Source organism: Stenotrophomonas sp. GD04024 (assembly GCF_029837545.1).
Classification (GTDB): domain Bacteria; phylum Pseudomonadota; class Gammaproteobacteria; order Xanthomonadales; family Xanthomonadaceae; genus Stenotrophomonas; species Stenotrophomonas forensis.
In genome coordinates, this window is record NZ_JAOEDV010000020.1 from 1 (window position 1) to 23,769 (window position 23,769).

A 23,769-nucleotide genomic window follows, 5' to 3' on the forward strand; every position below is an offset into this window, starting at 1 on the left:
AATCCGGCGCATGTCGACCGAACTGAAAACCCACCAGCTGTCCATGACCGTGCTGATGTCGCCGGAGATGGCCAATTTCTCCGGCAAGGTCCACGGCGGTGCCATCCTGCGCCTGCTCGACCAGGTGGCCTACGCCTGCGCCAGCCGCTACGCCGGCAGCTACGTGGTCACCCTGTCGGTGGACCAGGTGATGTTCCGCCAGCCCATCGCGGTGGGCGAGCTGGTCACCTTCCTGGCCTCGGTGAATTACACCGGCACCTCGTCGATGGAGATCGGCATCAAGGTGGTGGCCGAGGACATCCTCAAGCGCAGCGTGCGCCACGCCAACAGCTGCTTCTTCACGATGGTGGCGGTGGATGAAGATGGCCGGCCGACGCCGGTGCCGACCCTGCAGCCATCCACCTCGGACGAGAAGCGCCGCCAGGCCGCCGCGCAGATCCGCCGCCAGCTGCGCCAGGAAATGGAACAGCGCCATCTGGAACTGCTGGCGTCGAACCCGCCGTCGCCGGAGGAGTGAGGTAGTGCCGGCCGCTGGCCGGCAACCTCCTCATTGCCGGCCAGCGGCCGGCACTACCCTGCCAGGTGGATCACCCCGTGTTCTGCACGCCCTGCGAAACACCGTTCACGCAGGCCACCAGTGCGCGCAGCAGATCGTCATCCTCGCGCCCGCTGGCCCGCCAGCGCTGCAGCAGGTCCACCTGCAGCACGCTGATCGGATCGACGTAGGGGTTGCGCAGGCGGATCGACAGCGCCAGCCGCGCGTCGTGGTCGAGCAGCGTCCGCTGGTCCATCAGCGCCAGCAGCCAATGCCGGGTCAGTTCCAGTTCGCGCTGCACCTGCGGGAAGAAGCGCCCGTGCAGCTCACCGGACAGCTTCGAGAACTGCTCGGCAATGGTGATATCGCCCTTGGACAGCACCATCGCGATGTCATCCAGGAAGGTGCGGAAGAACGGCCAGTCACGTGCCATCTCGCGAAGGGTCTGCTCGTGACCAGCATCGACCGCGGCCTGCAGGCCGCTACCCACGCCGTACCAGCCGGGAATGACCGCACGCGCCTGGCTCCAGGCGAACACCCACGGAATCGCGCGCAGGTTGCCCAACGCCGCGTCCTGACCGAGCCGGCGCGACGGCCGCGAGCCCAGGGTCATGCGCTCGATCACATCGATCGGCGTGGCCGTGCGGAAATAGTCCATGAAGCCGGACTGGCCAACGAAGGCGCGATACACCTCGCTGCTGGCCAAGGCCACCGCGTCCATCACCGGCCGCCAGTCATCCTCGCGCGGCTCAGGTGCGCGTGGCCGCAGGCTGGCGCGCAGCACCGCGCCGGTAGCCTGCTCCAGCGAACGCAGGGCCAGCGCACGGATGCCGTACTTGCGGTGGATCACCTCGCCCTGCTCGGTCACCCGCAGGCGACCATCGATGCTGCCACGCGGCGAGGCATCCACCGCGTGCGTGGTCTTGCCGCCACCGCGGCTGATCGAGCCACCACGGCCATGGAAGAAGGTCAGGCGGATGCCGGCCTCGGCCGCCACTTCCAGCAGTTCCACCTGCGCGCGCTGCAGGCCCCAGCGCGAGGCGGCGATACCACCGTCCTTGCTGCTGTCCGAATAGCCCAGCATCACCATCTGCACGTCGTCGCGTGCTTGCAGGTGTGCGCGATAGATCGGGTCGGCCAGCAGATCACGCAGGGTCGCGGTGCCGCGCTTGAGGTCATCCACGGTCTCGAACAGGGGGGCGATGTCCAGCGGCACCGAACCGCCCTCTTCCACCAGGCCGCCACGGCGTGCCAATGCGAGCACCGCCAGCACGTCGCTGCGATCATGCGCCATCGAGATGATGTAGTTGCCCAGCGCATCACCACCGTGGCGTGCGCGCGCATCGGCCAGCGCCGCGAACACCGCGTCCAGGCGCTGATTGCCTTCATCGTCACCCTTCGGCAACGGCGCCTCACCACTGGCATGCGGTGCCAGCAGGCGCGCGCGGCCCACGGCATCCAGACCGTCCCACACCGCGTCACCGCCCAGCACGGTGGCCAGCGCGCGCGCATGCACGCTCGACTCCTGGCGCACGTCCAGCCGTGCCAGATGGAAGCCGAAGGTCTTGACCCGCCACAGCAGGCGCTGCACGGCAAAGCCACCGGCATGCTCGCCACGGTGGGCGCGCAGGCTGTCGAGGATCAGCTGCAGGTCGTCGATCAGTTCGTCGGGGCCGGCATAGGCACCCTCGCCGTCGTCCAGCGTGGCCTGCAGGCGCGCGCGCATGCGGTCGTTGAGCAGGCGGTACGGCATGTCGGCATGGCGCGGCCGTGACTGTACCTGCGGCAGCAGCTGCTGGTAGTGCGCCACGCGCGCCTGCAATGCATCGCTGACCCCCACCCGCTCGGTGGACTGGCTGAGCAGGCTGGCCAGCTGCAGCAGTTCCTTCTGGTAGCGCCCCAGCACCGCCTGGCGCTGCGCATCCAGCGTGTTGCGGATGGTGGTGGCATCCACGTTCGGATTACCATCCATGTCGCCGCCCACCCAGGTACCGAAGCGCAGCAGTCGCGGCAGCGGCAGTTCTTCGCCATAGGTATCGCGCAGCGCCTGCTGCAGCGATTCGTACAGCACCGGGATCACCCGGTACAGCACCTGCACCAGGTAGAAGCCAACGTGCTCGCGTTCGTCATCGACAGTGGGCCGCACCGGCGAGGAATCGGTGGTCTGCCACGACGCGGTCAGCGCCATGCGGAAGCGCGCAGCATCGGCCGCGGCTTCACCCGGCGTGCGCTGGCCGTCGAGGTTGTCGACCAGGCTGGCCACCATCAACTGCTCTTTCTCCAGCAGCGCGCGGCGCACGGCTTCGGTGGGATGCGCGGTGAACACCGGCTCGATGTCGATGCGCGGCAGCCACTGCGCCAGCTCGTCCACGCCCACGCCCTGCGCCTTCAGGTGCTGCAGCGCGTCCTGCAGGCCATCGGGCTGCGGCGCGGCAGTGCCGGCCCGCTGGTAGTCACGCCGGCGGCGGATGCGATGCACGCGCTCGGCGATGTTGACCACCTGGAAGTAGGTGCTGAAGGCCCGCACCATGGTCTCGGCCTGCTGCGGCGAGCGCCCGGCCAGGCCATCGGCCAGCTCCGACAGCGGCGCCTGGTTCTCGCGGCGGGCGATGGCGCGGGTGCGCACGTCTTCCACATCGTCGAGGAAGGCGGCGGAGACCTGCTCGACCAGCAGGTCGCCAACCAGCGCGCCGAGCCGGCGCACGTCATCGCGAAGCGGAAGATCGGGAGAAGCGAACTCGATGCTGCTGCGGTACTCGTTCATCGGCGACGCACAGGCCTCGGTCAACGGATCCAGACCCCAAGCCTATCCCAGATCGGGCGTCGTGCTGCGATGCAAAAATGGTTTCATCTGGTAGTGCCGGCCGCTGGCCGGCAACCTCAGGTTGCGTGGGTCCATGAGGTTGCCGGCCAGCGGCCGGCACTACCGGGTCCGGTCAGCGCTTCTTCTTCGCCTTGCCCTGCTCGGCCGGGCCGATGGTCTGCTCCAGCCAGCGCTCGCTTTCAGCCAGCATGGTCATGATCGATTCGCGCGCGCGGTAGGCATGCGATTCGTTCGGCAGCATCACCAGCCGCGCGGTGCCACCCAGGCCCTTCACCGCGGCGAACATGCGCTCGCTCTGGATCGGGAACGTGCCGGAGTTGTTGTCGTCCACGCCGTGGATGAAGAGGATCGGATCCTTGATCCTGTCGGCGTAGTTGAACGGCGCCATCTTCTGGTAGACGTCCTGCGCCTGCCAGTAGTTGCGCTCCTCGGCCTGGAAGCCGAACGGCGTCAGCGTGCGGTTGTAGGCACCGCTGCGCGCGATGCCGGCCTTGAACAGGCGGGTGTGCGCCAGCAGGTTGGCGGTCATGAACGCACCGTAGGAATGGCCACCGATGGCGATGTGCTCGCGGTCGGTCACGCCACGCCGCACCACTTCATCCACCGCCGCCTGCGCATTGGCCACCAGCTGTTCGATGTAGGTGTCGTTGGGCTCCTTGTCGCCCTCGCCGATGATCGGCATCGACGGGCTGGCCAGCACCACGTAGCCCTTGGCCAGGAACGCCTGCGGGCCCCAGTAACTGATCGCGTTGAAACGGTACGGCGAATCGGTGACCTGGCTGGCCGCGGCCGCGCTCTTGAACTCGCCCGGGTAGGCCCACATCAGCAGCGGGCGCGGGCCGTCGCGCTTCGGGTCGTAGCCCGGCGGCAGCAGCAGGGTCGCGGTCAGATCGACGCCGTCCTTGCGCTTGTAGCGGATCTGCTCCTTCTGCACGCCCTTCAGCTGCGGCAGCGGGTGGGCAAAGTGGGTCAGCGCGCGCGGCGCGGCGCCGGCGTCGGCCAGCGACTGCACGTAGAAGTTGGCCGGCTCGTCCGGGCTTTCACGGCTCAGCAGCAGCGAACTGCCCTGTTCGTCCAGCAGCGCAACCGGCAACGAATAGCTCGGTGCCTGCGAGTGGAACAGGCGCGTCGCCTTGCCCGTGGCGATGTCGAAGCGATCGACGAACGGGCGGTCGCCTTCCGGCGAGGCACCGGCACCGGCCAGGTACAGGCTGCTGCCATCGGTGCTGGTCTGCAGCAGCGAGCGGCCGCGGTCGTCGCTGGACATCAGCGGCCGGCCCGGATCGGCGTAGCGGTCCTGCGCGTCGCGATCCCACAGCAGGCGCGGCTCGGCACCGGCGTTGTCCGGGGCGATCATCCAGGTCTTGGTCTTGCGGGTCTTCCACCACGATTCGGTCAGCAGGGCCAGGTCGCCACGGCCCCAGCTGATGCCGGCCAGGCGGCTGCCGAGCTGGGCCAGGGTCACCGGCGGTTTGTCGAAGGGTGCGGCCTGCATCAGCACCGCATCGCGCACCTTGGCCTCCCTGTTCGGGTCGCCGCCGTCCTGCGCCTCGGCCCACACCAGGGTGGCATCGGCATCACCGCGCCAGCGGATGTCACGCACGCCGGTCACCTCGGCATCGTTGCCGGTCGGCAGGCCTTCCACCAGCGGGCGTACCGCCACGGTGTGCACCAGCTTGCCGCTGGCACGGTCGATCACTTCGATGCGGCGCGGGAAGCTGTCCACCGGCACCACGTACGAGTACGGCCGCTGCACCGGCTGGCGCAGCACGTAGCGGCCATCCGGCGAAACCGAGAAGCCCATGAAGATGCCGGCCGCGCCGATCGGGCGGGTGTTGCCGTCAAGGCTGACTTCCACCGGCTGGGTGGTGGCGTAGTAGTCGAACTGGCGCGCGTCGGCCTCGTTCTTCAGCAGGTCCTGGTAGGTACGGATCGAGACGACGCCGCCGCCCTGGCTGGTCTGCTGCACGGCCGGGCCGGTCGGGATGCCGTCGGCGGCAGGGGCGGCGCCCAGGTTGGCCGGGCGGGTGAACACCACCAGCCCACGGCTGTCCGGCAGCCACTGGTAGCCACTTCCCATCACCGTGTTCAGGCCGGCCATGAGGCGGCGGGCGTTGCCGGCAGCCACGTCCACCAGCCACAGTTCATTGGCGCCGCTGGCGGCGTCCACCTGGTTGAAAGCCAGCCATTTCTGGTCCGGCGACCACATCAGGCTGGCGATCGACAGCGTGCCCGGCAGGCCGCTGATCGGCCGTTCCTTGCCGTCGGCCACGTTCATCAGCCACAGCTTCTGGCCGAAGCTGAAGCGGCTGTCGGAGAACGTACGCGGGTTGATGCGCTGGCCGGCCAGCTTCAGTTCCGGCTGCGCCACCACCTGGATCGACGGCAGCGACGGCATCTGCATCAGCGCGGCCACGTCGCGGCGCGGCGACAGGAACAGCGAGGGCGCGCGCGGCGCATCGACCACCGCCTGCAGCGCGGCCGAGGGCAGTTCGTACGCCGTGACGCCCTGCGCCTGCGTCGCAGCCGGCTGCGGGGTGGCCGAGAAGGCCAGCGGGGCCACTGCCAGCAGTCCCATCGACAGGACCAGGCCGGTCCAGCGCCGTGCGCGGCGCGTGTGCATGCTCATCGTTCCACCTGTGTGATGCGTGAAAACACCGACCTTAACAGGCCGTGCATACCTGCCCATCTGCCGATGGTTGGGTCATCCCTGTGTCATGACGGGGCCGCGATATAATGGGGGTCCTCCCCTGCCGAGGGGCGCTGCGACCGGATCCCACGAGGCCCGGCCAGGCTCGGTAAGGTGGCTATGCAACAACGGCGCCCGGCCAGATGCGAGCACCCGCTCGCCCACAACCGGAGCACACGAATGAACGCTGTTGCCAAGACCTTCTCCACCGAAGGTGATTACAAGATCCGCGACATCACGCTGGCCGACTGGGGTCGCAAGGAACTGGACATCGCCGAGCACGAGATGCCGGGCCTGATGTCGATCCGCCGCAAGTACCAGGCCGAGCTGCCGCTGAAGGGCGTGCGCGTGACCGGCTCGCTGCACATGACCATCCAGACCGCGGTGCTGATCGAGACCCTGAAGGACATCGGCGCCGACGTGCGCTGGGCCTCGTGCAACATCTTCTCGACCCAGGACCACGCCGCTGCCGCCATCGCCGCCACCGGCACCCCGGTGTTCGCCTGGAAGGGCGAAACCCTGGAAGAGTACTGGGACTGCACCCTGGACGCGCTGACCTTCACCCTGGCCGACGGCACCCTGACCGGCCCGGAGCTGGTGGTCGACGACGGCGGTGACGTGACCCTGCTGATCCACAAGGGCTACGAGCTGGAAAACGGCAGCGACTGGGTCAACACCGCGTCCTCCTCGCACGAAGAACAGGTCATCAAGAACCTGCTCAAGCGCGTCGCCAAGGAGCGCCCGGGTTACTGGGGCCGCGTGGTCAAGGACTGGAAGGGCGTCTCCGAAGAGACCACCACCGGCGTGCACCGCCTGTACCAGCTGGCCCAGGCCGGCACCCTGCTGATCCCGGCGATCAACGTCAACGACTCGGTCACCAAGAGCAAGTTCGACAACCTGTACGGCTGCCGCGAGTCGCTGGCCGATGGCCTGAAGCGCGCGATGGACGTGATGCTGGCCGGCAAGGTCGCCGTGGTCTGCGGCTACGGCGACGTCGGCAAGGGCTGCGCCGCGTCGCTGCGTGCCTATGGCGCGCGCGTGATCGTCACCGAGATCGACCCGATCTGCGCCCTGCAGGCGGCGATGGAAGGCTATGAAGTCAACACCATCGAATCGACCCTGGGCCGTGCCGACCTGTACGTCACCACCACCGGCAACAAGGACATCATCCGCATCGAGCACCTGAGCGCGATGAAGGACCAGGCCATCGTCTGCAACATCGGCCACTTCGACAACGAGATCCAGGTCGATGCGCTGGTGTCGTTCGCCGGCATCAAGCACGTCAACATCAAGCCGCAGGTGGACAAGTACATCTTCCCGAACGGCAACGCGATCTTCCTGCTGGCCGAAGGCCGCCTGGTGAACCTGGGTTGCGCCACCGGCCACCCGAGCTTCGTGATGTCCAACAGCTTCGCCAACCAGACCCTGGCACAGATCGACCTGTGGGCGAACAAGGACAGTTACGAGAAGAAGGTCTACCTGCTGCCGAAGAAGCTGGACGAGGAAGTGGCGCGCCTGCACCTGGAAAAGATCGGCGTGAAGCTGACCACCCTGAGCCAGGAACAGGCCGACTACATCGGCGTGCCGGTGGAAGGCCCGTTCAAGCCGGACCACTACCGCTACTGATGCCTGTGGTGTGCCGGCCCACGGCCGGCGCACCCGGTGCATGCAACACACGGAACGGGCGCCTTCGGGCGCCCGTTCTGCGTCTGCCCCTCAGAAGTCGAAGTTGACCGGAATCCTGGCCAGGCTGATGTCGGGCGGGTCGCCTCGCTTGCTGGTAAACGTCCAGGCCGATGCCGCGTCGACGGCTGCCGCATCCAGCGTGGGATGGCCACTGGACTCGGCGATGATCCTGCCGGTGACCCGGCCTTCGCGGTTGATCACCACCAGCACCACGGTCGTGCCTTTCAGACCCTGCTTGTACGCCTCCTGCGGATACCTTGGGGCAGGCGATGACAGCGGCCACCATCCCACCGGCGGCGCATCCGGCGGGTCGGTATCGACCAGGCAGCGCTCGGGTATGCGGATGCCCATGCGGGTGTCCTGCTTCGGATCCACTTCCATGGCAATGCCGCGACAGTTGCCCGCCAGCGCGGCGAGGAACAGCGCCTGCCGCCACGTTGCGCGGATATCCGACCCGACCCCGGTGAAACGGCATTGGTCGCCCTTTCGATGCGATGCCATCGACACCATGCCCGCATCGATCAAGTCCCGCACGGCCTGCCCGCGTGTACAGCGGCCCTCATTGGCCAGGGCCGGACCAGCGACCACCATCATTCCGGCAAGCAGACCCGCCGCGATCATCCGCTGATAGACCACTTCACTCCCCTGTGCTGCGTCCTGTTGACCCGAGTCTGCCACGCCATGCGTGGATGCTCCACCCGCAATAGCCTCGGTCAAGGCAATGCCTCCGCCCCGCGCTACGATGCCTCCATGACACCGGCCATCAACCTGCTCAAGCGCGAGAAGATCGCCCACACCGTGCGCAGCTATGTGCACGACGCCCATGCCGAATCCTATGGCGGCGAAGCCGTGGAGAAACTGGGCCTGGACCCGGCCCAGGTGTACAAGACCCTGCTGGCCAGCACCGAAACCCACGAACTGCTGGTCGCGATCGTGCCGGTGGCCGGCCAGCTCGACCTGAAGGCGCTGGCCGAAGCCGCCCGCTGCAAGAAGTGCGAAATGGCCGCGGCCGATGCCGCGCAGCGTGCGACCGGCTACCTGGTCGGCGGCATCAGCCCACTCGGGCAGAAGAAGCGCCTGCGCACCTTCCTGGATGCCAGCGCCGAAGTGCTGCCCATGCTGCATGTCAGCGCCGGGCGGCGTGGCCTGGAAGTGGAACTGGCGCCGGACGACCTGCTGCGCCTGACCGCCGGCCACTACGCGGCGATCGGCAAGGCACGCTGATGCGCTGGCCGTGGTCCGCCGCACCATCACCCCGGCTTGAAGATCCACAGGCCGATGTACTGCTGCAGGACCTGCTGTCACGCGACGGTGCACGCATCACCGACGCGGCACGCACGGTCGCACGGCTGTTCAGCGCGTCGTCGCTGGAGGCGCTGGCGGTGCACACGGACCTGATTGAAAAATGCTGCCAGGGCATCGCACTGGGCGGCATGCTGATCAGCAACCAGGCGCACCTGAAGGCGGCCCTGCAGCGGCTGCGCTACTGGCAGGCACGCCAGGGCTGCCTGTGCGCGCTCAATCCCGGCTACCCGTTCTTCGATCCGCGTCGCCTGCTTGAACAGGGGCAGATGCAGCTGCTCTCGGTGCAGGACGCCGAGGATGGATGGGGCGACTGCCACACCGTTGCCTGCACGCAGTGCGGCCGGCACTGGCAGGCGATCGACCGCGAATACCATTACCCCTGGTGGGAGTGGAAAGCCATCTGACAGGGACGCAGCCACGCATGGCGTGGCTCTACCGCGGTCCAGTAGATCCACGCCATGCGTGGATGGCGGTCACTCCACCAGCTCATACCGCATCGGCACCCGCACAATGGTCAACTCCGGCACGGTGCTCTCCGCTTCGGCACGGACGAAAGGCCAGCCACGCAGGTCATCCACCGCTGCTTCATCCAGCAGCGCATGGCCACTGGATGTCTCCACGATCACGGCGACAACCGCCCCGTGCGCATCAATCAAGGCCTTCAGCAGGCTGCGCCCGGACAGCCCCTGCTGCATGGCCTCCGGCGGATAACGCGGCGACACACCACGCGCCGGCTTCCACGCAATCCCCTCGCCCGCGAACAGGTCCCGGCTGCTGCGCGCCGCGCAATGCTTGGGCAGACGCAACTGCAGGGATAGACGTGCGTCATCCACGCTCACTTCCGCAGGCGTCGCGCAGGCATGCCGCGCGAGCATCTCCAGCATCTGCTGTTGCCGACGCAGCGCCTTGCCGTTGGCGGCAGTCACCTCCACCACGCAACGCGCATCCTTGGGCTGCATCGACAACGCGGTCACCCCCGCATCGCGCAGCGCGGGAACGGCCGCCAACGGCGAGCACGCCGTCTCCGCCGCCGGTCCTTCCGCCAGAGCTGCTGTGGCGGGCAGCAGGCCCGCCAGCACCATTGGAATCATCCCTGCCCAGCTCCGCATGCCCCGCCCTCCGTGCGTTCGTCTGGCCCGATCATACCTGGCGCATGGCAGCGGGTGATCGGGTCAGAGCCCCGCGGTGCGAGGATCTGACCCGCGACGGCTACGGCCGCCAGTTGGCGTTGTTCTCCCAGAACGCCACCGAGCGCTGGTAGGCCTCCCGGTCCAGCGGCACACCCGAGCCGCCCTCCTCCACGCCCAGCGCATTGCGCATCATGGTGATCGGCGCCATCGGCACCTCTTCCGGCTCGGCGGTGTAGATGCAGCCGACGATGCCCCAGTCGGCCTCGATCGGCGAACCTTCCTTGGCCAGCTGCTCGGCGCTGTACAGGATCACTACCAGATAGTTCGCGCGCGGCGACTCCACGCCTTCGAACCAACGCACCAGCACCGGCAGCTCATCACGGTTGCGCGCTTCGTAGCCGCTGCGCAGCTGGTGGCGGTTGGCCTCGGTCACCGGCACCGTCAGGCAACGCGTGCTGGTCCAGTTCTCGTAGACAAACAGCTTGCAGAACGGCGCATAACCGTCGAGCACCTTCAGCGGTGCGTGCGCATTGAGGTGCGCCTCGAACTGCTCGGCGGTGCAATCCTGGATGGTGTTGCCGCGCGGCACGCGCGGGAACAGGCGGGGACGGGCGAAATCGGTGAGGACGATGGACATGGCGCGATGTGATCAGGAGTTCTGCCGTACAGGGTAACCGCCCCGCAGGCGGCAGGGGCGGATGCCGATGCTCACTGGCATCCGATCCAGGATTGCCGCACCCTGCGCAGGACCCACCGCAAGGATCGCCGGCTCATGGAAGCAGCGCGCGTATTGCCCCGTCCCGCCCACCTTCGTCGCTGGCTGAAGGTGCTGGCCGTACTCCCGCTGGCGCCGCCGTTGCTGTTCGCCGCCGCCCTGTTCTGGCCGCTGCCGGCACCGCCGCTGCCCGAGCCCGGCAACAGCCGCCTGATCGTCAACGCCCGGGTGGTAGACGTCGTGCGCGGCCAGGTCAGCGAACCGACCACGGTGACGCTGCGCAACGGCACGATCACCGCCATCGGCGGAAGCGTTGCCGATGCAGCGTTGCCGGTCTTCGACGCCGGTGGCCGCTGGCTGCTGCCCGGCTTCTGGGACATGCACACCCATGCACTACAGTTGTCGCCGCAACTACAGTTCCCGCTGATGCTGGCCAACGGCATCACCGGTACCCGCGACATGATGGACTGCCCGCAGGCCACCGATCCGCTGATCGCCTGCGTGGCCGACAAGCGCCGCTGGACCGCACAGGCCATTGCCGGGCAGCAGGTTGCGCCACGCTTCGTGCAGGTCGCCAGCTTCTACTTCGAAGATCCTGCGCTCGCGCCGGAAGCCGCCGCTGAGCGTGCACGCACGTACAGCGCGCGTGGCGTTGACGCATTGAAGGTCTACAACCGGCTGCGTGCCGATACCTACCAGCGGCTGGCCACCGAGGCACAGCAGCTGCGTCGCCCGCTGGTCGGCCACCTGCCCAGGGCCGTGCCACTGGAAACCGCGTTGCAGGCCGGCCAGCGCAGCTTCGAGCACGCCCATCTGTTCGTACGCCACTGCTTCGACAACGCGGCGGCGTGGCGCGGTGGCACGCTCGATGGCGAAGACCCGACCGCGCTGGCCGAACGGATGGTCAGCGGCTACCAGCCAGCCCTCTGCAGCGAAGCGTTCGGATTGATGCAGGCCAGCGCTGCAGCGTTCGTGCCGACCCACGTCACCCGCGAGGAAGACGCGCGCGCACGCGATCCGGCCTTCATCAACGATCCGCGCCTGGCCTATCTGGATCCACTCTCCCGCTGGGCGTGGCGCGACGATCTGCAGGCCACGGTGGAGCGTTACCCAGGCCTGCGCGGCGAAGACGTGCTGAAAGCCTACTTCGCGCATGGACTGGCGCTGACCGGTGCCGCGCATCGTGCGGGCGTCACCGTGCTGGTCGGCACCGATACCGGGCTGGGCGGTTTCCGCTACCACGATGAACTGCAGTGGCTGCGACGGGCGGGACTGAGCCAGGCCGACGTACTGCGTGCCGCCACGCTGCAGGCCGCGCGTCATCTGGAGCTGCAGGCATCGCACGGCAGCATCGAGGTCGGCAAGGCCGCCGACCTGGTCCTGCTCGATGGCAACCCGCTGCACGACACCGCCAACACCCGCCGCGTGCACGCCGTGCTGCTGGCCGGGCACCTCTACGACCGCCCGCGACTGGATGCCCTGCAGGCCTACGCCCTTGCGCAGGCACGATCGCCCGCGGTGATGGCACGCCTGCTGTGGGGCTTCGCCACCAGCCCGGTCAGTGCCGAACTGTAGCGGCAGCTACAACGCCATCCGCTCGCGCAGCTCGCGTGCCTGCCGCCGCGATACTTCCACTTCGCTGCCGTCATCCAGCGCCAGGTCGTAGCCATCGCCGATGCTCGGCGTCACCGCGCGGATACGGCGCAGATTGACCAGCGTGTTGCGGTTGGCCCGGAAGAACAGCTCCTGCGGCAGGCGTGCTTCCAATGCGCTCAGGCTGCGGGTCAGCAGCGCGTTCTGGTCGCGGAACCACAGCCGCGTGTAGTTGCCATCCACCACCAGCCGCCGGATCTCGGAGACCGCCACGAACCAGCAGCGCTCGCCCTCGCGCACGAACACCTGGTCCTGCGCGCCCAACGTGCCACGCAGCGCGGGCGCTTCAGTCGTCTCCACCTCGCGCTGGCGCACCCGCTGCAACGCTTCCAGCAAGCGTGGTGCCTCGACCGGCTTCACCAGATAGTCCAGCGCATTGGCTTGGAACGCGCGCACCGCGTAGGTGTCGTAGGCAGTAACGAAGACCACCGCTGGCACCGTCTCCAGCCCATCCAGAACGTCGAAGCCACTGCCGGAGGGCATCTGCACATCCAGCAGCACCAGGTCCGGTGCCAGTGTTGCAATCGCCTCGCGCGCAGCGGGCACATCGTCGGCCTCGCCCACGCACTGCACCCACGGCAACGCCGACAACAGCGTGCGCAGCTCCTGCCGCGCCAGCCGTGCATCATCAACGATCAACACACGCAGCACGCCACTCATTGCGCAATCTCCAGCACGGCCTGCATGCGCTCGCCGACCGGCTGCAGGATGAAACGACCGCGCGTGCCCAGCTGTGCACGCAGATAGGCCAGGCCGACACCATGCCCGTGAGTGGGCTCGATCGCGCTGCCCAATGGATTGTCCACCTGCAGGCGCAGCACATCGTTGTCCAACGTGGCACGGATCTGCACTTCGCCGCCCCCGGGGCGGCTGGCGATGCCGTGCTTGATCGCGTTTTCCACCAGCAGCTGCAGCGCCATCGCCGGCAGCTGTGCCTGCGTGGCATCGGCATCGATCTGCTGCCACACCTGCAGGCGCTGTTCGAAGTGGATTGCCTCGATCGCCAGGTAGTCGTCCACCACCGCCAGTTCCTCGGCCAGCGTGACCTGCTCGCTGCGGTTGTGCGCCAGCGCCTGGCGCAGGGTGCGCGACAGGCGGGTGACCATGTCGCGCGCGCGCTCGGGATCTTCCAGGATCAACGCACGCAGGTTGTTCAGCGCATTGAACATGAAATGCGGATTGAGCCGCGCGCGCAGTGCATCGCGCTCCAGCGCGCTGCGTTCGGCTTCCGCGCGCAGGCGGGCCAGCTCCGCGCCACGTATCCGGCGCAGGCTGTGCAGGCCCGCCCAGAGCGCGGTCCACAGCGCCAGCATCACCGCCGTGGTGTACCAGTAGAGCAGCAGCGCCTTGGGGCTGAAGTCGGCCGCCTGGCGACCTGCGTCCACCCATCCCAGTGCCAGCGCCGTGTGCAGGGCGATGATCACCAGCGCCTGCGCCAGCGCCGCGCCGAGCGCCACCGACACTGCCAGCCGCAACAACAGCCCGGCGGTACCGCGCGACCACCAGCCGGTACGCAGGGCCATTGCGCGGATGCCACCGCTGCAGCCGAACAGGCTGACCGCCAGGCCAACCGTGATCAGCACGCCCGCGCTTCCGGCGTCGGCCAGATAGGCATGCCGCAGCCCGAGGCCGGCGACCGCGTAGAGTGCCCACACCAGCGCATTGAGCAGCCAGAAGCGTACCGACGAAGAGGAGTCCGGCATGTCCATTCCGAGGCGTGTTGAAACTCAGGGGTGACGGTCGAGGAAGGCCTGCACCTGCCCGCGCAGCCAGCTCGGATCATCCCACATCAGGAAGTGGAAACCCTGCGCGCTCATCGCGATCTGCACATCGTGCAGCGTCGCGTACTGGGCCTGGAACACCACCCGGGTGCTCGCTTCGGTGCCTCCCATCGGCTGGTAGCCGGCCCAGCTGCCCAGCACCAGTGTCGGCGCGCTGATCGAGGCGATGCTGTCACGCAGGTCGGTGGTCATCACCGCGTGCATCGCATCGGCCGTGGTCTGGCGGTCACTGCTTTCGCCCCAGCGGCCCAGTTCGGCCTGCCGCTGCGGGTCACGGGTCATGCCCGGCAGGCCGGCCTTCAGCTGCGCCTGCCATTGCGCGGCGTCGGCGGCGAGCATGCCCTTGCGCAGCTGCTCGGCCATCGGCCGCACGCTGTCCGCGGTGGCATTCGGGTCGCGTGCCGCCGGCAGGAACGGCAGCGCGTCCACCACCACCAGCGCGCTGACCGCCTTCGGCGCTGCCTGCGCCATCTGCAACCCCAACAGGCCCCCCAGGCTGTGGCCAACCACCACTACCGGCCCCAGATGCTGGTCATGCAGGTAGGCCAGCAGCTGCGCGCGCATCGCCGGCAGGAACCCGGCCGGGCGCGGATCGGCCGGCGCGGTGCCTGCAAAACCCGGCAGCTGCACCAGGTGGCACTGCACGTCCTTCAGGGCCAGGCAGGTCTCACGCCAGACCTCGGCGCTGCTGTTGAGGCCGGGGATCATCAACAGCGGGCGGCCCTTGCCGACCACCTCGACCTGCACCTTGCCGGGGGCCGGGGCCGCATGCGCCGATCCGGAACCCAGCACGGCCATCGCCATGCCGATCATCGCCAGCCGTGCCAGCGCCTTCATTGCATACCAGAGTGCCAGGAAGATCTTCATCGTCTGCTCCTTCATCGAGTGGGTGTTGCCGGGTTGGGCTCAGCGTGCCGCCAGCCACGGCGCCCCTGTTGCGAATCCGGAGCAACGGCCGGACACCCGGGCGAACGGTCGCCGGCGGGGGACGGTGCCCGTCACATCGCGAGTACACATCCATCTTGATGAAGCGATATACTTACCCGCACCTGCCGCCGCCGCCCGCGCCATGACCGCCATCAGCTTCGAGTTCTATCCTCCCAAGACCGACGAACAGCGCAGCCAGCTCGACCGCGCCGCGGACAAGCTGAAGGACTACGGGCCCGAGTACGTGTCATGCACCTTCGGCGCCGGTGGATCGACCCTGAGCTACACCTCCGAAACCGTGCGCCACCTCAACCAGCACCATGGCTTCGAAGCGGCCCCCCACCTGTCCTGCGTTGGCGGCACCCGCCAGGAAATCCGTGAACTGCTCAAGCTGTACCGCGCCATCGGCTGCGACCGCCTGGTCGCGTTGCGCGGCGACCTGCCCTCCGGCATGGGTTTCCCCGGCGACATGCGCTATGCCGCCGAACTGATCGCCTTCATCCGCGCCGAGCACGGCGACGCCTTCCGCATCGAGGTCGGTGCCTACCCGGAAACCCATCCGCAGGCGTCCGATGCGTTGGCCGACCTGAAGCACTTCAAGGCCAAGATCGATGCCGGTGCCGATGCGGCGATCACCCAGTATTTCTACAACCCGGATGCGTATTTCCATTTCGTCGACGCGGTGCAGCGGCTCGGCGTGCAGGTACCGATCACGCCCGGCATCATGCCGATCGCCAACTTCAGCCAGCTGCGCCGCTTTTCCGAGCAGTGCGGCGCGGAGATCCCGCGCTGGATCAGCCGCAGGATGCAGGCCTATGGCGATGACGTGGATTCGGTGCGTGCATTCGGCACCGAGGTTGTGGCCAGGCTGTGCCAGCGCCTGATCGAGGGCGGCGCACCCGGCCTGCACTTCTACACGTTGAACCTGGCCAAGCCGACCACGTCAGTGCTGAAACTGCTGCAGCTGTGAAAGCACGCCGCGCGAAGCGGAACGGCGTTACCCTGCGCGGATGATCCGGCTCTCCTTCCTGCTGTTGCTGCTGCCGCTGTGGTCTGCCACCAGCGTCGCCCACGCGCAATCCACGCGCCTGAACCGCTGCACCGATGCACAGGGCCGGAGCGTCTATACCGACCGCCCCTGCGACAGCCTGGGTGCACAGTCACGGCTGCCGCCGCCTGCGCCCACCGGCAGCACCCTGCAGCGCGACACCCTGGGTGCACGCTGCCCACGGCGGCTGAGCGAGCTGGTGGAAGCGCTGCGTACCGGCATCCTCAGCAACGACGTGAACCGGCTGTCCTCGCTGTACCTGTGGGGCGCGGTCTCCGACGCCGGCGCGCAGCGCATCCTCGGCCAGCTGGAATCATTGGCGCGGCGGCCGCTGGTGGACGTTGTGCCGGTGTATCCGCGGCAGGAACAGGACACCTCGCAGGCGCTGGAGCAGGGTGATCCGGTGCCAGGCTCCGAGCCCGAACCGGCTGCCGCGCGGCATCCGGTCGGCCTGCGCCTGGAGCAGACGTTGCCGGGCAGCGTTGCACGTGCCTCCACCGTGCTGGGATTGCGGCGGCAGTACGGGTGTTTCTGGATCACGTTGTGATCGCAGGGGCTCATCCACGCATGGCGCGGATCTACTGCATCCGGTGAGGGGTCAGCGCCGCACGTTGCGGGAAACCGACCCTGTTGGCATCACGCCGGCCACAGCCCGCGGATGGCGGCGATGCCCTGCCCGCCATGGCGGCGCGCTTCGGTGATGTGGCCGCTGCCCATGCCCCCCAGCGCATAGATCGGCAGTGACACCTGCGCACGCAGCTCGGCGAAAGCATCCCAACCCAGCGGTGCGGCGTCGGGGTGGCTGGCAGTGGCCTGCACCGGGCCCAGCACCGCGAAGTCGCAGCCCAGCTGTTGTGCCGCCTGCAACTGCTGCAGGTCGTGGCAGGACGCCGCCACCAGCTGCCCCTCGGGCAACGGGCGCTGCGACAGCTGCTGCAGCTGTTCGCTGCCCAGGTGCACGCCCACGCTCAACGCGCGTGCCAGCTCGATATCGCGGTTGAGCAGCCACTGCACACCGCTGCGACGATGTGCACGCACCACTTGCTCGACCATTGCCTGCCGCTGCGGGTGCGCCGGTGGCAGGCGCAGCTGGATGCGCTGCTGGCCCGCCGCCACCGCGCGCTGCAGCTGGTCATGCCACTGCTGCACGCTGCCGGCATCGTCGGCCGGCGCCGGGGTGATCAGGTAGCTGTCGGGCTGGCGCAGGGCCGCCACCACCGGCAGGTCGGCCGGCGGCATCGAATAGCGGCCCAGCTTGTCCGGCGCCACCCAGGTGATCGCCTGGCCTTCGCGCCCGCGCGGCGTGCCCTTCCAGCTGCGCACATGGCGCACTTCCAGGGTCAGGTGCTTGTCCGGATAGCGCTGCGGAACATCCATCAGCCACTCACCGACATCGGCCTCGATGCCCAGTTCCTCGCGCAGCTCGCGTACCAGCGCCTGTTCGGAGGTCTCGCCGGATTCGCGCTTGCCGCCGGGGAATTCCCACAGGCCGGCCATGTCGCGGTTCTCGGTACGGCGGTTGAGCAGCACGCGGCCACGGGCGTCGGTGATGACGGCGGCCACGACGTGGATCGATCGGGTGGGAGGAGCCATGCGCAGAGCATGCCCAGAACAGGGGGACCGGCGCAATCGCGGATCCACCCTGGATCACCCGCCGGAAATGAAAAGCCCCGCTTTCGCGGGGCTCTCCGGAGGTCAGCTCAGCTGGCCGTGGCAGTGCTTGTACTTCTTGCCACTGCCGCAGGGGCACGGGTCGTTGCGGCCGATCTTCGGCTCATCGCGCTGCAGCTGCGCTACGGCCTGGCGTTCGGCCTCCACCTGCGCCGCTTCCTCGTCGGCGCTGTAGCCGCCCGCGTCCTGGTGCTGGAACTGCGACTGGCTCAGGCGTGCCTGGGCCTGCTGGCGCTCTGCCGCTTCCAGCGCCTGCACCTCTTCGTCGCTGCGGATGCGCACGCGCGACAGCAGGGTCACCACTTCGCGCTTCACGTTCTCCAGCATGTCGGAGAACAGTTCGAAGGCTTCCTTCTTGTACTCCTGCTTCGGCTGCTTCTGCGCGTAACCACGCAGGTAGATGCCCTGGCGCAGGTAATCCATGCGTGCCAGGTGCTCCTTCCAGCTCTGGTCCAGCACGGTCAGCATCACGTGCTTCTCCAGCGCGCGCATGGTCTCTTCGCCCACGCCGGCTTCCTTCTCGGCGAAGTGCTGGTTGACGCGCTCCTGCACCTTGGCGGCGATGGCCTCAGCGTCCAGTTCCTCGTGGTCCTTGACCAGGTCGGTCAGCGACATCTGCAGGCCGAAGTCCGACTCCAGGGTCGCTTCCAGGCCACGCAGGTCCCACTGCTCGTCGATCGAGTTCGGCGGCACGAAGCGGGCCACCACGTCGAAGATCACGTCGTCGCGGATGCCGTCGACGTTGGCCTTCACCGACTCGGCGTCCAGCAGTTCGTCGCGCTGCGCGTAGATCACCTTGCGCTGGTCGTTGTTGACGTCGTCGAAGTCCAGCAGGTTCTTGCGGATGTCGAAGTTGTGGGCCTCCACCTTGCGCTGCGCCTTCTCGATCTGGCGGCTGACCAGGCGGTCCTCGATGACGTCGTCTTCCTTCATGCCCATCATGCGCATGGCCTTCTGCACCCAGTCGGAGGCGAAGATGCGCATCAGGTTGTCTTCCAGCGACAGGTAGAAGCGGGACGAACCCGGGTCACCCTGTCGGCCCGAACGGCCACGCAGCTGGTTGTCGATACGGCGCGACTCATGGCGCTCGGTACCGACGATGTGCAGGCCGCCGGCCGCCTTGACCGCCTCGTGGCGCTTCTGCCATTCGGCCTTGACCGCGGCCTTCTGCGCGTCGGTCGCGTCCTCGCCCAGCTCGTGGATTTCCGCTTCCAGCGAACCGCCCAGCACGATGTCGGTACCACGGCCGGCCATGTTGGTGGCGATGGTCACCGCCGCCGGACGACCGGCGTTGGCGACGATGGTCGCTTCGCGGTCATGCTGCTTGGCATTGAGCACTTCGTGCTGCACGCCGGCCTTGCGCAGGTGCTCGGACAGCATTTCCGAGGTTTCGATCGAGGTGGTACCCACCAGCACCGGCTGGCCGCGCTTGGCGCACTCTTCGATGTCGGCCAGCACCGCGTTGAACTTGCCCTTGCGGTTGAGGAACACCTGGTCCGGGCTGTCCTTGCGGATGGTCGGGCGGTTGGTCGGGATCACCACCACTTCCAGGCCATAGATGCTCTGGAACTCGAACGCTTCGGTATCGGCCGTACCGGTCATGCCGGACAGCTTCTTGTACATGCGGAACAGGTTCTGGAAGGTGATGCTGGCCAGCGTCTGGTTCTCGCGCTGGACCGGCACGCCTTCCTTCGCTTCCACGGCCTGGTGCAGGCCATCGGACCAGCGACGGCCGGACAGGGTACGGCCGGTGAATTCGTCGACGATGACCACTTCGCCATCGCGCACGATGTAGTCCACGTCACGCTGGTAGATCGCGTGCGCGCGCAGCGCGGCGTTGAGGTGGTGGACCACGGTCAGGTTCTGCGGGGCGTACAGGCCTTCGGTCTCGGCATTGAGGATGCCGGCGTCGACCAGCAGCTGCTCGGCGTGCTCCATGCCCGCTTCGGACAGGTGCACCTGCTTGCCCTTCTCGTCGACCCAGAAGTCGCCTTCGCCGTCTTCCACTTCCTGCTTGACCAGGTTCGGCACGACGCGGTTGACGCGGATGTACAGCTCCGGGGAATCGTCGGCCGGGCCGGAGATGATCAGCGGGGTACGTGCTTCGTCGATCAGGATCGAGTCGACTTCGTCGACGATGGCGTAGTGCAGGCCGCGCTGGTAGCGGTCGGCCTTGGACAGCGCCATGTTGTCGCGCAGGTAGTCGAAACCGAATTCGTTGTTGGTGCCGTAGGTGATGTCCGAGGCATAGGCTTCGCGCTTGTCGCTGTGCGGCATGCCCGGGTACACCACGCCCACGCTCAGGCCCAGCCAGTTGTACAGCTTGCCCATCTGCGCGGCATCGCGGCGGGCCAGGTAGTCGTTCACGGTGACCACGTGCACGCCCTTGCCTTCCAGCGCGTTGAGGTACACCGGCAGGGTCGCTACCAGGGTCTTGCCTTCACCGGTGCGCATTTCTGCGATCTTGCCCAGGTGAAGCACCATGCCGCCGATCAGCTGCACGTCGTAGTGGCGCATGCCCAGCACGCGGCGGCCCGCTTCGCGGCAGACCGCGAACGCTTCCGGCAGCACCTTGTCCAGGGCTTCGCCGCCGGCGATGCGCTGCTTGAACTCCGGCGTCTTGGCCTGAAGCTGCTCGTCGGAAAGCTTCTCGATCTCCGGCTCCAGCGCATTGATCTTGGCGACGATGCGGTTGAGCTGGCGCAGCTGTCGTTCGTTACGACTGCCAAATACGCGGGTAAGCAGGCTGTTGATCATTGAAGGAACCGGGTTGGATGGACACGACGCCCGGCCTCCCCCTTGGGATCCGTCCGCCGCAAACGAAACAGGGCGCCTGGCGCCCTGTCGATGGCAACACCCATTGTAGCTTGGGACGGCCGCAAGGGGTTTCAACCCCGTGGGTAGCGCCGGCCGCTGGCCGGGTACCTCGTTCGGGCCCCTCAAGGAATTGCCGGCCAGCGGCCGGCACTACCAGATCAACCGCATCGGGTCAGAGCCCTTCCGCGGCGCGGAAGGGATCCGACCGGGGATCAGCCGCGGCTGATGCGGCCGACCGGCGTGTTGCCGCCGTCGCCGAGGAACTTGCGCGGGTTGACCACGTTGCCGTTCTCCCACACTTCGAAGTGCACGTGGGCACCGGTCGAACGGCCGGTGGAACCGGCCTTGGCCACTTCCTGGCCGGCACGGACCAGGTCACCGGCCTTCACCACCAGGCGCGAATTGTGCGCGTAGCGGGTGACATAGCCATTGCCGTGATCGACGTCGACCACGTTGCCGTAGCCGCCCTTCACGCCGGCAAAGCTGACCACGCCTTCGGCCACGGCCATCACCGGATCACCGACCCTGGCGTGGAAATCCATGCCCTTGTGGGTGGCGGCACCGCGGCCGAACGGGTCGGCGCGGGTGCCGAAGCCGGAGGTCACGTAGCTGTTGCGGATCGGCATGCGCGAAGGCACGGCGTTCTGCTGCAGCTGGTGGTCGAACATCAGCGATTCCATCACCGACAACTGGCGGCCTGAAGCAGCGAAGCGCTGCTCCAGCACCTGTAAGTCGGCGTTGACGTCCTTGACCGGGATGTCGCTGGTCGGGCCGCCGGCGTCGCCGTCACCGAGACCCGGGGTCTCGTTGAAGTCGAACTCGCCGTCTTCCAGCTTGCCCATCTGGGTCAGCCGTTCGCCAAGCGCGTTGAGGCGGGTGGCTTGGGCCTGCAGCTCGCCCAGGCGGGCCGCCAGCGCGTTGACCTGGGTCTGCGCATCGCGCTTGACCTTGGCCAGCTCTGCATCCTGGCGCTCGACCTTGGCCTGCAGCCGGGAATCATTCAGCGCGCTGGCGCCAATGCCGCCGGCAAGGCCGATAATGCAGCCTACCCCGAGCACGCTGCCCAGCAGGGCGCGGGGGCGGTCCTCGAAATAGAACCGCAAACGCGTGATCGGCGACGCCTTGGCCTGTCCTTCACGCGTTTTGATTACGATCTTTTTGAATGCCATCAGTGAGTTTTCATGTCTGAGCCGAAATCCAGCGTTCGCCCCGCGTCAGTGCCGAAACCGGCGCTGGATGCGGTGATGGCGGACAAAAGCGGGAACCCGCTGCGGCGTGCCTTGTGGCTCGACGCGCTGGACCGTCAGTTGCGCCCCCAGTTGCCGCCACCTCTGCGCAGCCGTTGCCGGCTGGCCAATGTGGACGGGGAACACCTCGTTTTTCTCGTCGAGTCCCCGGTCTGGCATGCCAAGGTGCGGCTTGCCGAAGCCCAGTTGCTCGACGCGGCCCGTTCCATCGGGCTGAAGGCCACCAGGGTGACCATCAAGACTGCGTCTCCCACTCCCACGCGCTCCCCAGCGCTCGACAACCGGAATGGACCCCACGCAGTTTCAGCCGCCACGCACAAAGGGCTACGCGACGCCTTGGCTTGCCTGCAGGACGTTCCTTCGAAGCCGAAGAAGCGGTCCTGACGACAACGGAGCATCCGGCTCCGCTCCCCGTCGCTCGTGTCACCACGGCGTGAAACATTTCGGGGGCCGGGTCGCATCCTAGCTGCCATCCGGGGGCCTGTCGTTAGATTGGTGTTAACATTACGTTAAATTCAGGCTTTCGATCCAACAGGTTCACAAAACCGTGACCTCGAGCCGCGCTTGACGGACCTCAAGCACGCTGAATACGCCGCAGCCGCCACGAACGACAACGCCGCCCTCTCGGGCGGCGTTTTTGTCTTCCAATTCAACAACCTGCGGCAATCAGGCGTAGGCCGGAGTGGCGTATTCCACCGGATCCGGGGTCGCCGGCGAGTCGAAGCTGACCCATTCCCAGGCCGTGGCATCGGCCATCAGCGCGCGCACCAGCTTGTTGTTGAGCGCGTGGCCGGACTTGAAGCCCTCGTAGGCCCCCAGCACCTGGCCACCGGCCAGATAGAGGTCGCCGATCGCATCGAGGATCTTGTGGCGCACGAACTCATCGGCGTAGCGCAGGCCGTCTTCATTGAGCACGCGGAACTCGTCCAGCACGATGGCGTTGTCCATCGAACCGCCCAGGCCCAGGTTGCGCTCGCGCATGTATTCCAGGTCGCGCATGAAACCGAAGGTCCGCGCGCGGGAGATTTCCTTGGTGTAGGCCAGCGTCGAGAACTCGATTTCCTGGCGCGACTGCTTGGCCGGGATCATCGGGTGGTCGAACTGGATGGTGAAGCCCAGCTTGTACCCCTCGTACGGGGTGAAGCGGGCCACCTTGTCGCCCTCGGTCACTTCCACGGTCTTCAGCACGCGGATGAAGCGCTTGGGCGCATCCTGTTCCACGATGCCCGCCGACTGCAGCAGGAACACGAACGGGCCGGCCGAACCGTCCATGATCGGCAGCTCGGCCGAGGACAGTTCGACGATGATGTTGTCCACACCCAGCCCGGCCAATGCCGACATCAGGTGTTCGACGGTCTGGATCTTGGCGTCGTTGCAGGTCAGGCCGGTGCACAGGGTCACTTCGGTGACCAGTTCGGCCTTGGCCGGCACTTCCACCACCGGGTCCAGGTCCACGCGGCGGAACACGATGCCATGGTTGACCGGTGCCGGGCGCAGGGTCATGTAGACCTTGTCACCGCTGTGCAGGCCAACGCCGGTGGCGCGGATCGTGTTCTTGAGGGTGCGTTGCTGGATCATGGGGGATGGACCGGAAGTGACACATTAGATTAACACGCACGCTCCCCTACCCTGGCTGAAAGGCCGGCAGGACACACCGGCACGCCAGTAGGACGGGCGTGAAGCAGGGCGGCCGGGCCCATCCTGGCCCGGCGCCCGCGTTTTCAGGACATGGTGGCGCAAC

At 67.4% G+C, this 23,769-nt stretch carries 20 protein-coding genes and 1 riboswitch; of the genes, 8 read left to right on the plus strand and 12 right to left on the minus strand.

Going from position 1 to position 23,769, the window contains the following annotated elements; genetic code table 11:
* The first annotated feature begins 10 nt into the window (after nucleotides 1–10).
* The gene (locus N7590_RS08985; protein ID WP_053511962.1) at nucleotides 11–517 is read left to right on the plus strand and encodes an acyl-CoA thioesterase; all 507 of its coding nucleotides are present in this window, start codon (nucleotides 11–13) and stop codon (nucleotides 515–517) included.
* A 70-nt stretch (nucleotides 518–587) separates the two neighbouring features.
* Here N7590_RS08985 and ppc read toward each other — a convergent pair whose 3' ends face one another.
* A complete protein-coding gene (ppc, locus tag N7590_RS08990) occupies nucleotides 588–3,299 on the minus strand; it encodes a phosphoenolpyruvate carboxylase (protein ID WP_164242479.1) in 2,712 nt (903 codons plus the stop codon).
* Between the two features lie 172 nt (nucleotides 3,300–3,471).
* The gene (locus tag N7590_RS08995) at nucleotides 3,472–5,988 is read right to left on the minus strand and encodes a prolyl oligopeptidase family serine peptidase (protein ID WP_164241700.1); all 2,517 of its coding nucleotides are present in this window, start codon (nucleotides 5,986–5,988) and stop codon (nucleotides 3,472–3,474) included.
* 120 nt (nucleotides 5,989–6,108) lie between these two features.
* A riboswitch (S-adenosyl-L-homocysteine riboswitch) is annotated at nucleotides 6,109–6,192 on the plus strand.
* A gap of 36 nt (nucleotides 6,193–6,228) precedes the next feature.
* Between N7590_RS08995 and ahcY the strand changes: the two genes are divergently transcribed.
* The gene (gene ahcY / locus N7590_RS09000) at nucleotides 6,229–7,674 is read left to right on the plus strand and encodes an adenosylhomocysteinase (RefSeq protein ID WP_004154241.1); all 1,446 of its coding nucleotides are present in this window, start codon (nucleotides 6,229–6,231) and stop codon (nucleotides 7,672–7,674) included.
* Between the two features lie 90 nt (nucleotides 7,675–7,764).
* Here the strand turns inward: ahcY and N7590_RS09005 are convergent, their stop codons facing one another.
* Nucleotides 7,765–8,451 carry a TonB family protein gene (locus N7590_RS09005; protein WP_164086700.1) on the minus strand — a complete coding sequence of 229 codons (687 nt, stop codon included), beginning with the start codon at nucleotides 8,449–8,451 and terminating at the stop codon, nucleotides 7,765–7,767.
* A 33-nt stretch (nucleotides 8,452–8,484) separates the two neighbouring features.
* Here N7590_RS09005 and ybaK point away from each other — a divergent pair, with 33 nt between their 5' ends.
* Together ybaK and N7590_RS09015 are read left to right on the plus strand one after the other, a co-directional pair.
* Nucleotides 8,485–8,958, plus strand: coding sequence for a Cys-tRNA(Pro) deacylase (gene ybaK / locus N7590_RS09010; protein ID WP_164241699.1), 474 nt, complete (start codon nucleotides 8,485–8,487; stop codon nucleotides 8,956–8,958).
* Nucleotides 8,958–9,443, plus strand: a complete 486-nt coding sequence (locus tag N7590_RS09015) for a hypothetical protein (RefSeq protein ID WP_164241698.1) — start codon at nucleotides 8,958–8,960, stop codon at nucleotides 9,441–9,443. The genes ybaK and N7590_RS09015 overlap by 1 nt, the downstream gene beginning before the upstream one ends.
* Before the next feature lie 69 nt (nucleotides 9,444–9,512).
* Here the strand turns inward: N7590_RS09015 and N7590_RS09020 are convergent, their stop codons facing one another.
* Both N7590_RS09020 and N7590_RS09025 read right to left on the minus strand, forming a co-directional pair.
* Nucleotides 9,513–10,121, minus strand: a complete 609-nt coding sequence (locus tag N7590_RS09020) for an energy transducer TonB (RefSeq protein WP_230078947.1) — start codon at nucleotides 10,119–10,121, stop codon at nucleotides 9,513–9,515.
* Nucleotides 10,122–10,248: 127 nt separating this feature from the next.
* The gene (locus N7590_RS09025; protein ID WP_164241697.1) at nucleotides 10,249–10,806 is read right to left on the minus strand and encodes a DUF3228 family protein; all 558 of its coding nucleotides are present in this window, start codon (nucleotides 10,804–10,806) and stop codon (nucleotides 10,249–10,251) included.
* Nucleotides 10,807–10,941: 135 nt separating this feature from the next.
* On the opposite strand from N7590_RS09025, the gene N7590_RS09030 reads away from it, so the two are divergent.
* The gene (locus N7590_RS09030) at nucleotides 10,942–12,459 is read left to right on the plus strand and encodes an amidohydrolase family protein (protein WP_345781933.1); all 1,518 of its coding nucleotides are present in this window, start codon (nucleotides 10,942–10,944) and stop codon (nucleotides 12,457–12,459) included.
* A gap of 6 nt (nucleotides 12,460–12,465) precedes the next feature.
* Here the strand turns inward: N7590_RS09030 and N7590_RS09035 are convergent, their stop codons facing one another.
* From N7590_RS09035 to N7590_RS09045, 3 genes are read right to left on the minus strand one after another with little or no spacing between them, the layout of a single operon-like run.
* Nucleotides 12,466–13,197 carry a LytTR family DNA-binding domain-containing protein gene (locus tag N7590_RS09035; protein WP_053510448.1) on the minus strand — a complete coding sequence of 244 codons (732 nt, stop codon included), beginning with the start codon at nucleotides 13,195–13,197 and terminating at the stop codon, nucleotides 12,466–12,468.
* Nucleotides 13,194–14,240: a histidine kinase gene (locus N7590_RS09040; protein WP_164241695.1), complete on the minus strand. Its 1,047-nt coding sequence runs from the start codon at nucleotides 14,238–14,240 to the stop codon at nucleotides 13,194–13,196. Before N7590_RS09040 ends, N7590_RS09035 begins: the two co-directional genes overlap by 4 nt.
* A 24-nt stretch (nucleotides 14,241–14,264) precedes the next feature.
* A complete protein-coding gene (locus tag N7590_RS09045; RefSeq protein ID WP_164241694.1) occupies nucleotides 14,265–15,185 on the minus strand; it encodes an alpha/beta hydrolase in 921 nt (306 codons plus the stop codon).
* A 202-nt stretch (nucleotides 15,186–15,387) separates the two neighbouring features.
* Between N7590_RS09045 and metF the strand changes: the two genes are divergently transcribed.
* The gene (gene metF / locus N7590_RS09050; RefSeq protein WP_004154233.1) at nucleotides 15,388–16,215 is read left to right on the plus strand and encodes a methylenetetrahydrofolate reductase [NAD(P)H]; all 828 of its coding nucleotides are present in this window, start codon (nucleotides 15,388–15,390) and stop codon (nucleotides 16,213–16,215) included.
* A gap of 40 nt (nucleotides 16,216–16,255) precedes the next feature.
* Entirely contained in the window at nucleotides 16,256–16,840 is a 585-nt protein-coding gene (locus tag N7590_RS09055; RefSeq protein ID WP_164241693.1) for a DUF4124 domain-containing protein, read from the plus strand.
* 89 nt (nucleotides 16,841–16,929) lie between these two features.
* Here the strand turns inward: N7590_RS09055 and N7590_RS09060 are convergent, their stop codons facing one another.
* From N7590_RS09060 to N7590_RS09070, 3 genes are all read right to left on the minus strand, one after another.
* Entirely contained in the window at nucleotides 16,930–17,886 is a 957-nt protein-coding gene (locus tag N7590_RS09060; RefSeq protein WP_164241692.1) for a Nudix family hydrolase, read from the minus strand.
* A gap of 102 nt (nucleotides 17,887–17,988) precedes the next feature.
* Nucleotides 17,989–20,721: a preprotein translocase subunit SecA gene (gene secA, locus N7590_RS09065; RefSeq protein ID WP_164241691.1), complete on the minus strand. Its 2,733-nt coding sequence runs from the start codon at nucleotides 20,719–20,721 to the stop codon at nucleotides 17,989–17,991.
* A gap of 272 nt (nucleotides 20,722–20,993) precedes the next feature.
* Complete coding sequence (locus N7590_RS09070) at nucleotides 20,994–21,950, minus strand: M23 family metallopeptidase (protein ID WP_004154230.1); 957 nt, start codon at nucleotides 21,948–21,950, stop codon at nucleotides 20,994–20,996.
* A 12-nt stretch (nucleotides 21,951–21,962) separates the two neighbouring features.
* Between N7590_RS09070 and N7590_RS09075 the strand changes: the two genes are divergently transcribed.
* Complete coding sequence (locus N7590_RS09075; protein ID WP_004154229.1) at nucleotides 21,963–22,412, plus strand: DUF721 domain-containing protein; 450 nt, start codon at nucleotides 21,963–21,965, stop codon at nucleotides 22,410–22,412.
* Between the two features lie 282 nt (nucleotides 22,413–22,694).
* On the opposite strand, the gene lpxC is transcribed toward N7590_RS09075, so the two are convergent.
* The gene (gene lpxC, locus N7590_RS09080) at nucleotides 22,695–23,606 is read right to left on the minus strand and encodes a UDP-3-O-acyl-N-acetylglucosamine deacetylase (RefSeq protein WP_004143722.1); all 912 of its coding nucleotides are present in this window, start codon (nucleotides 23,604–23,606) and stop codon (nucleotides 22,695–22,697) included.
* Nucleotides 23,607–23,769: the final 163 nt, after the last annotated feature.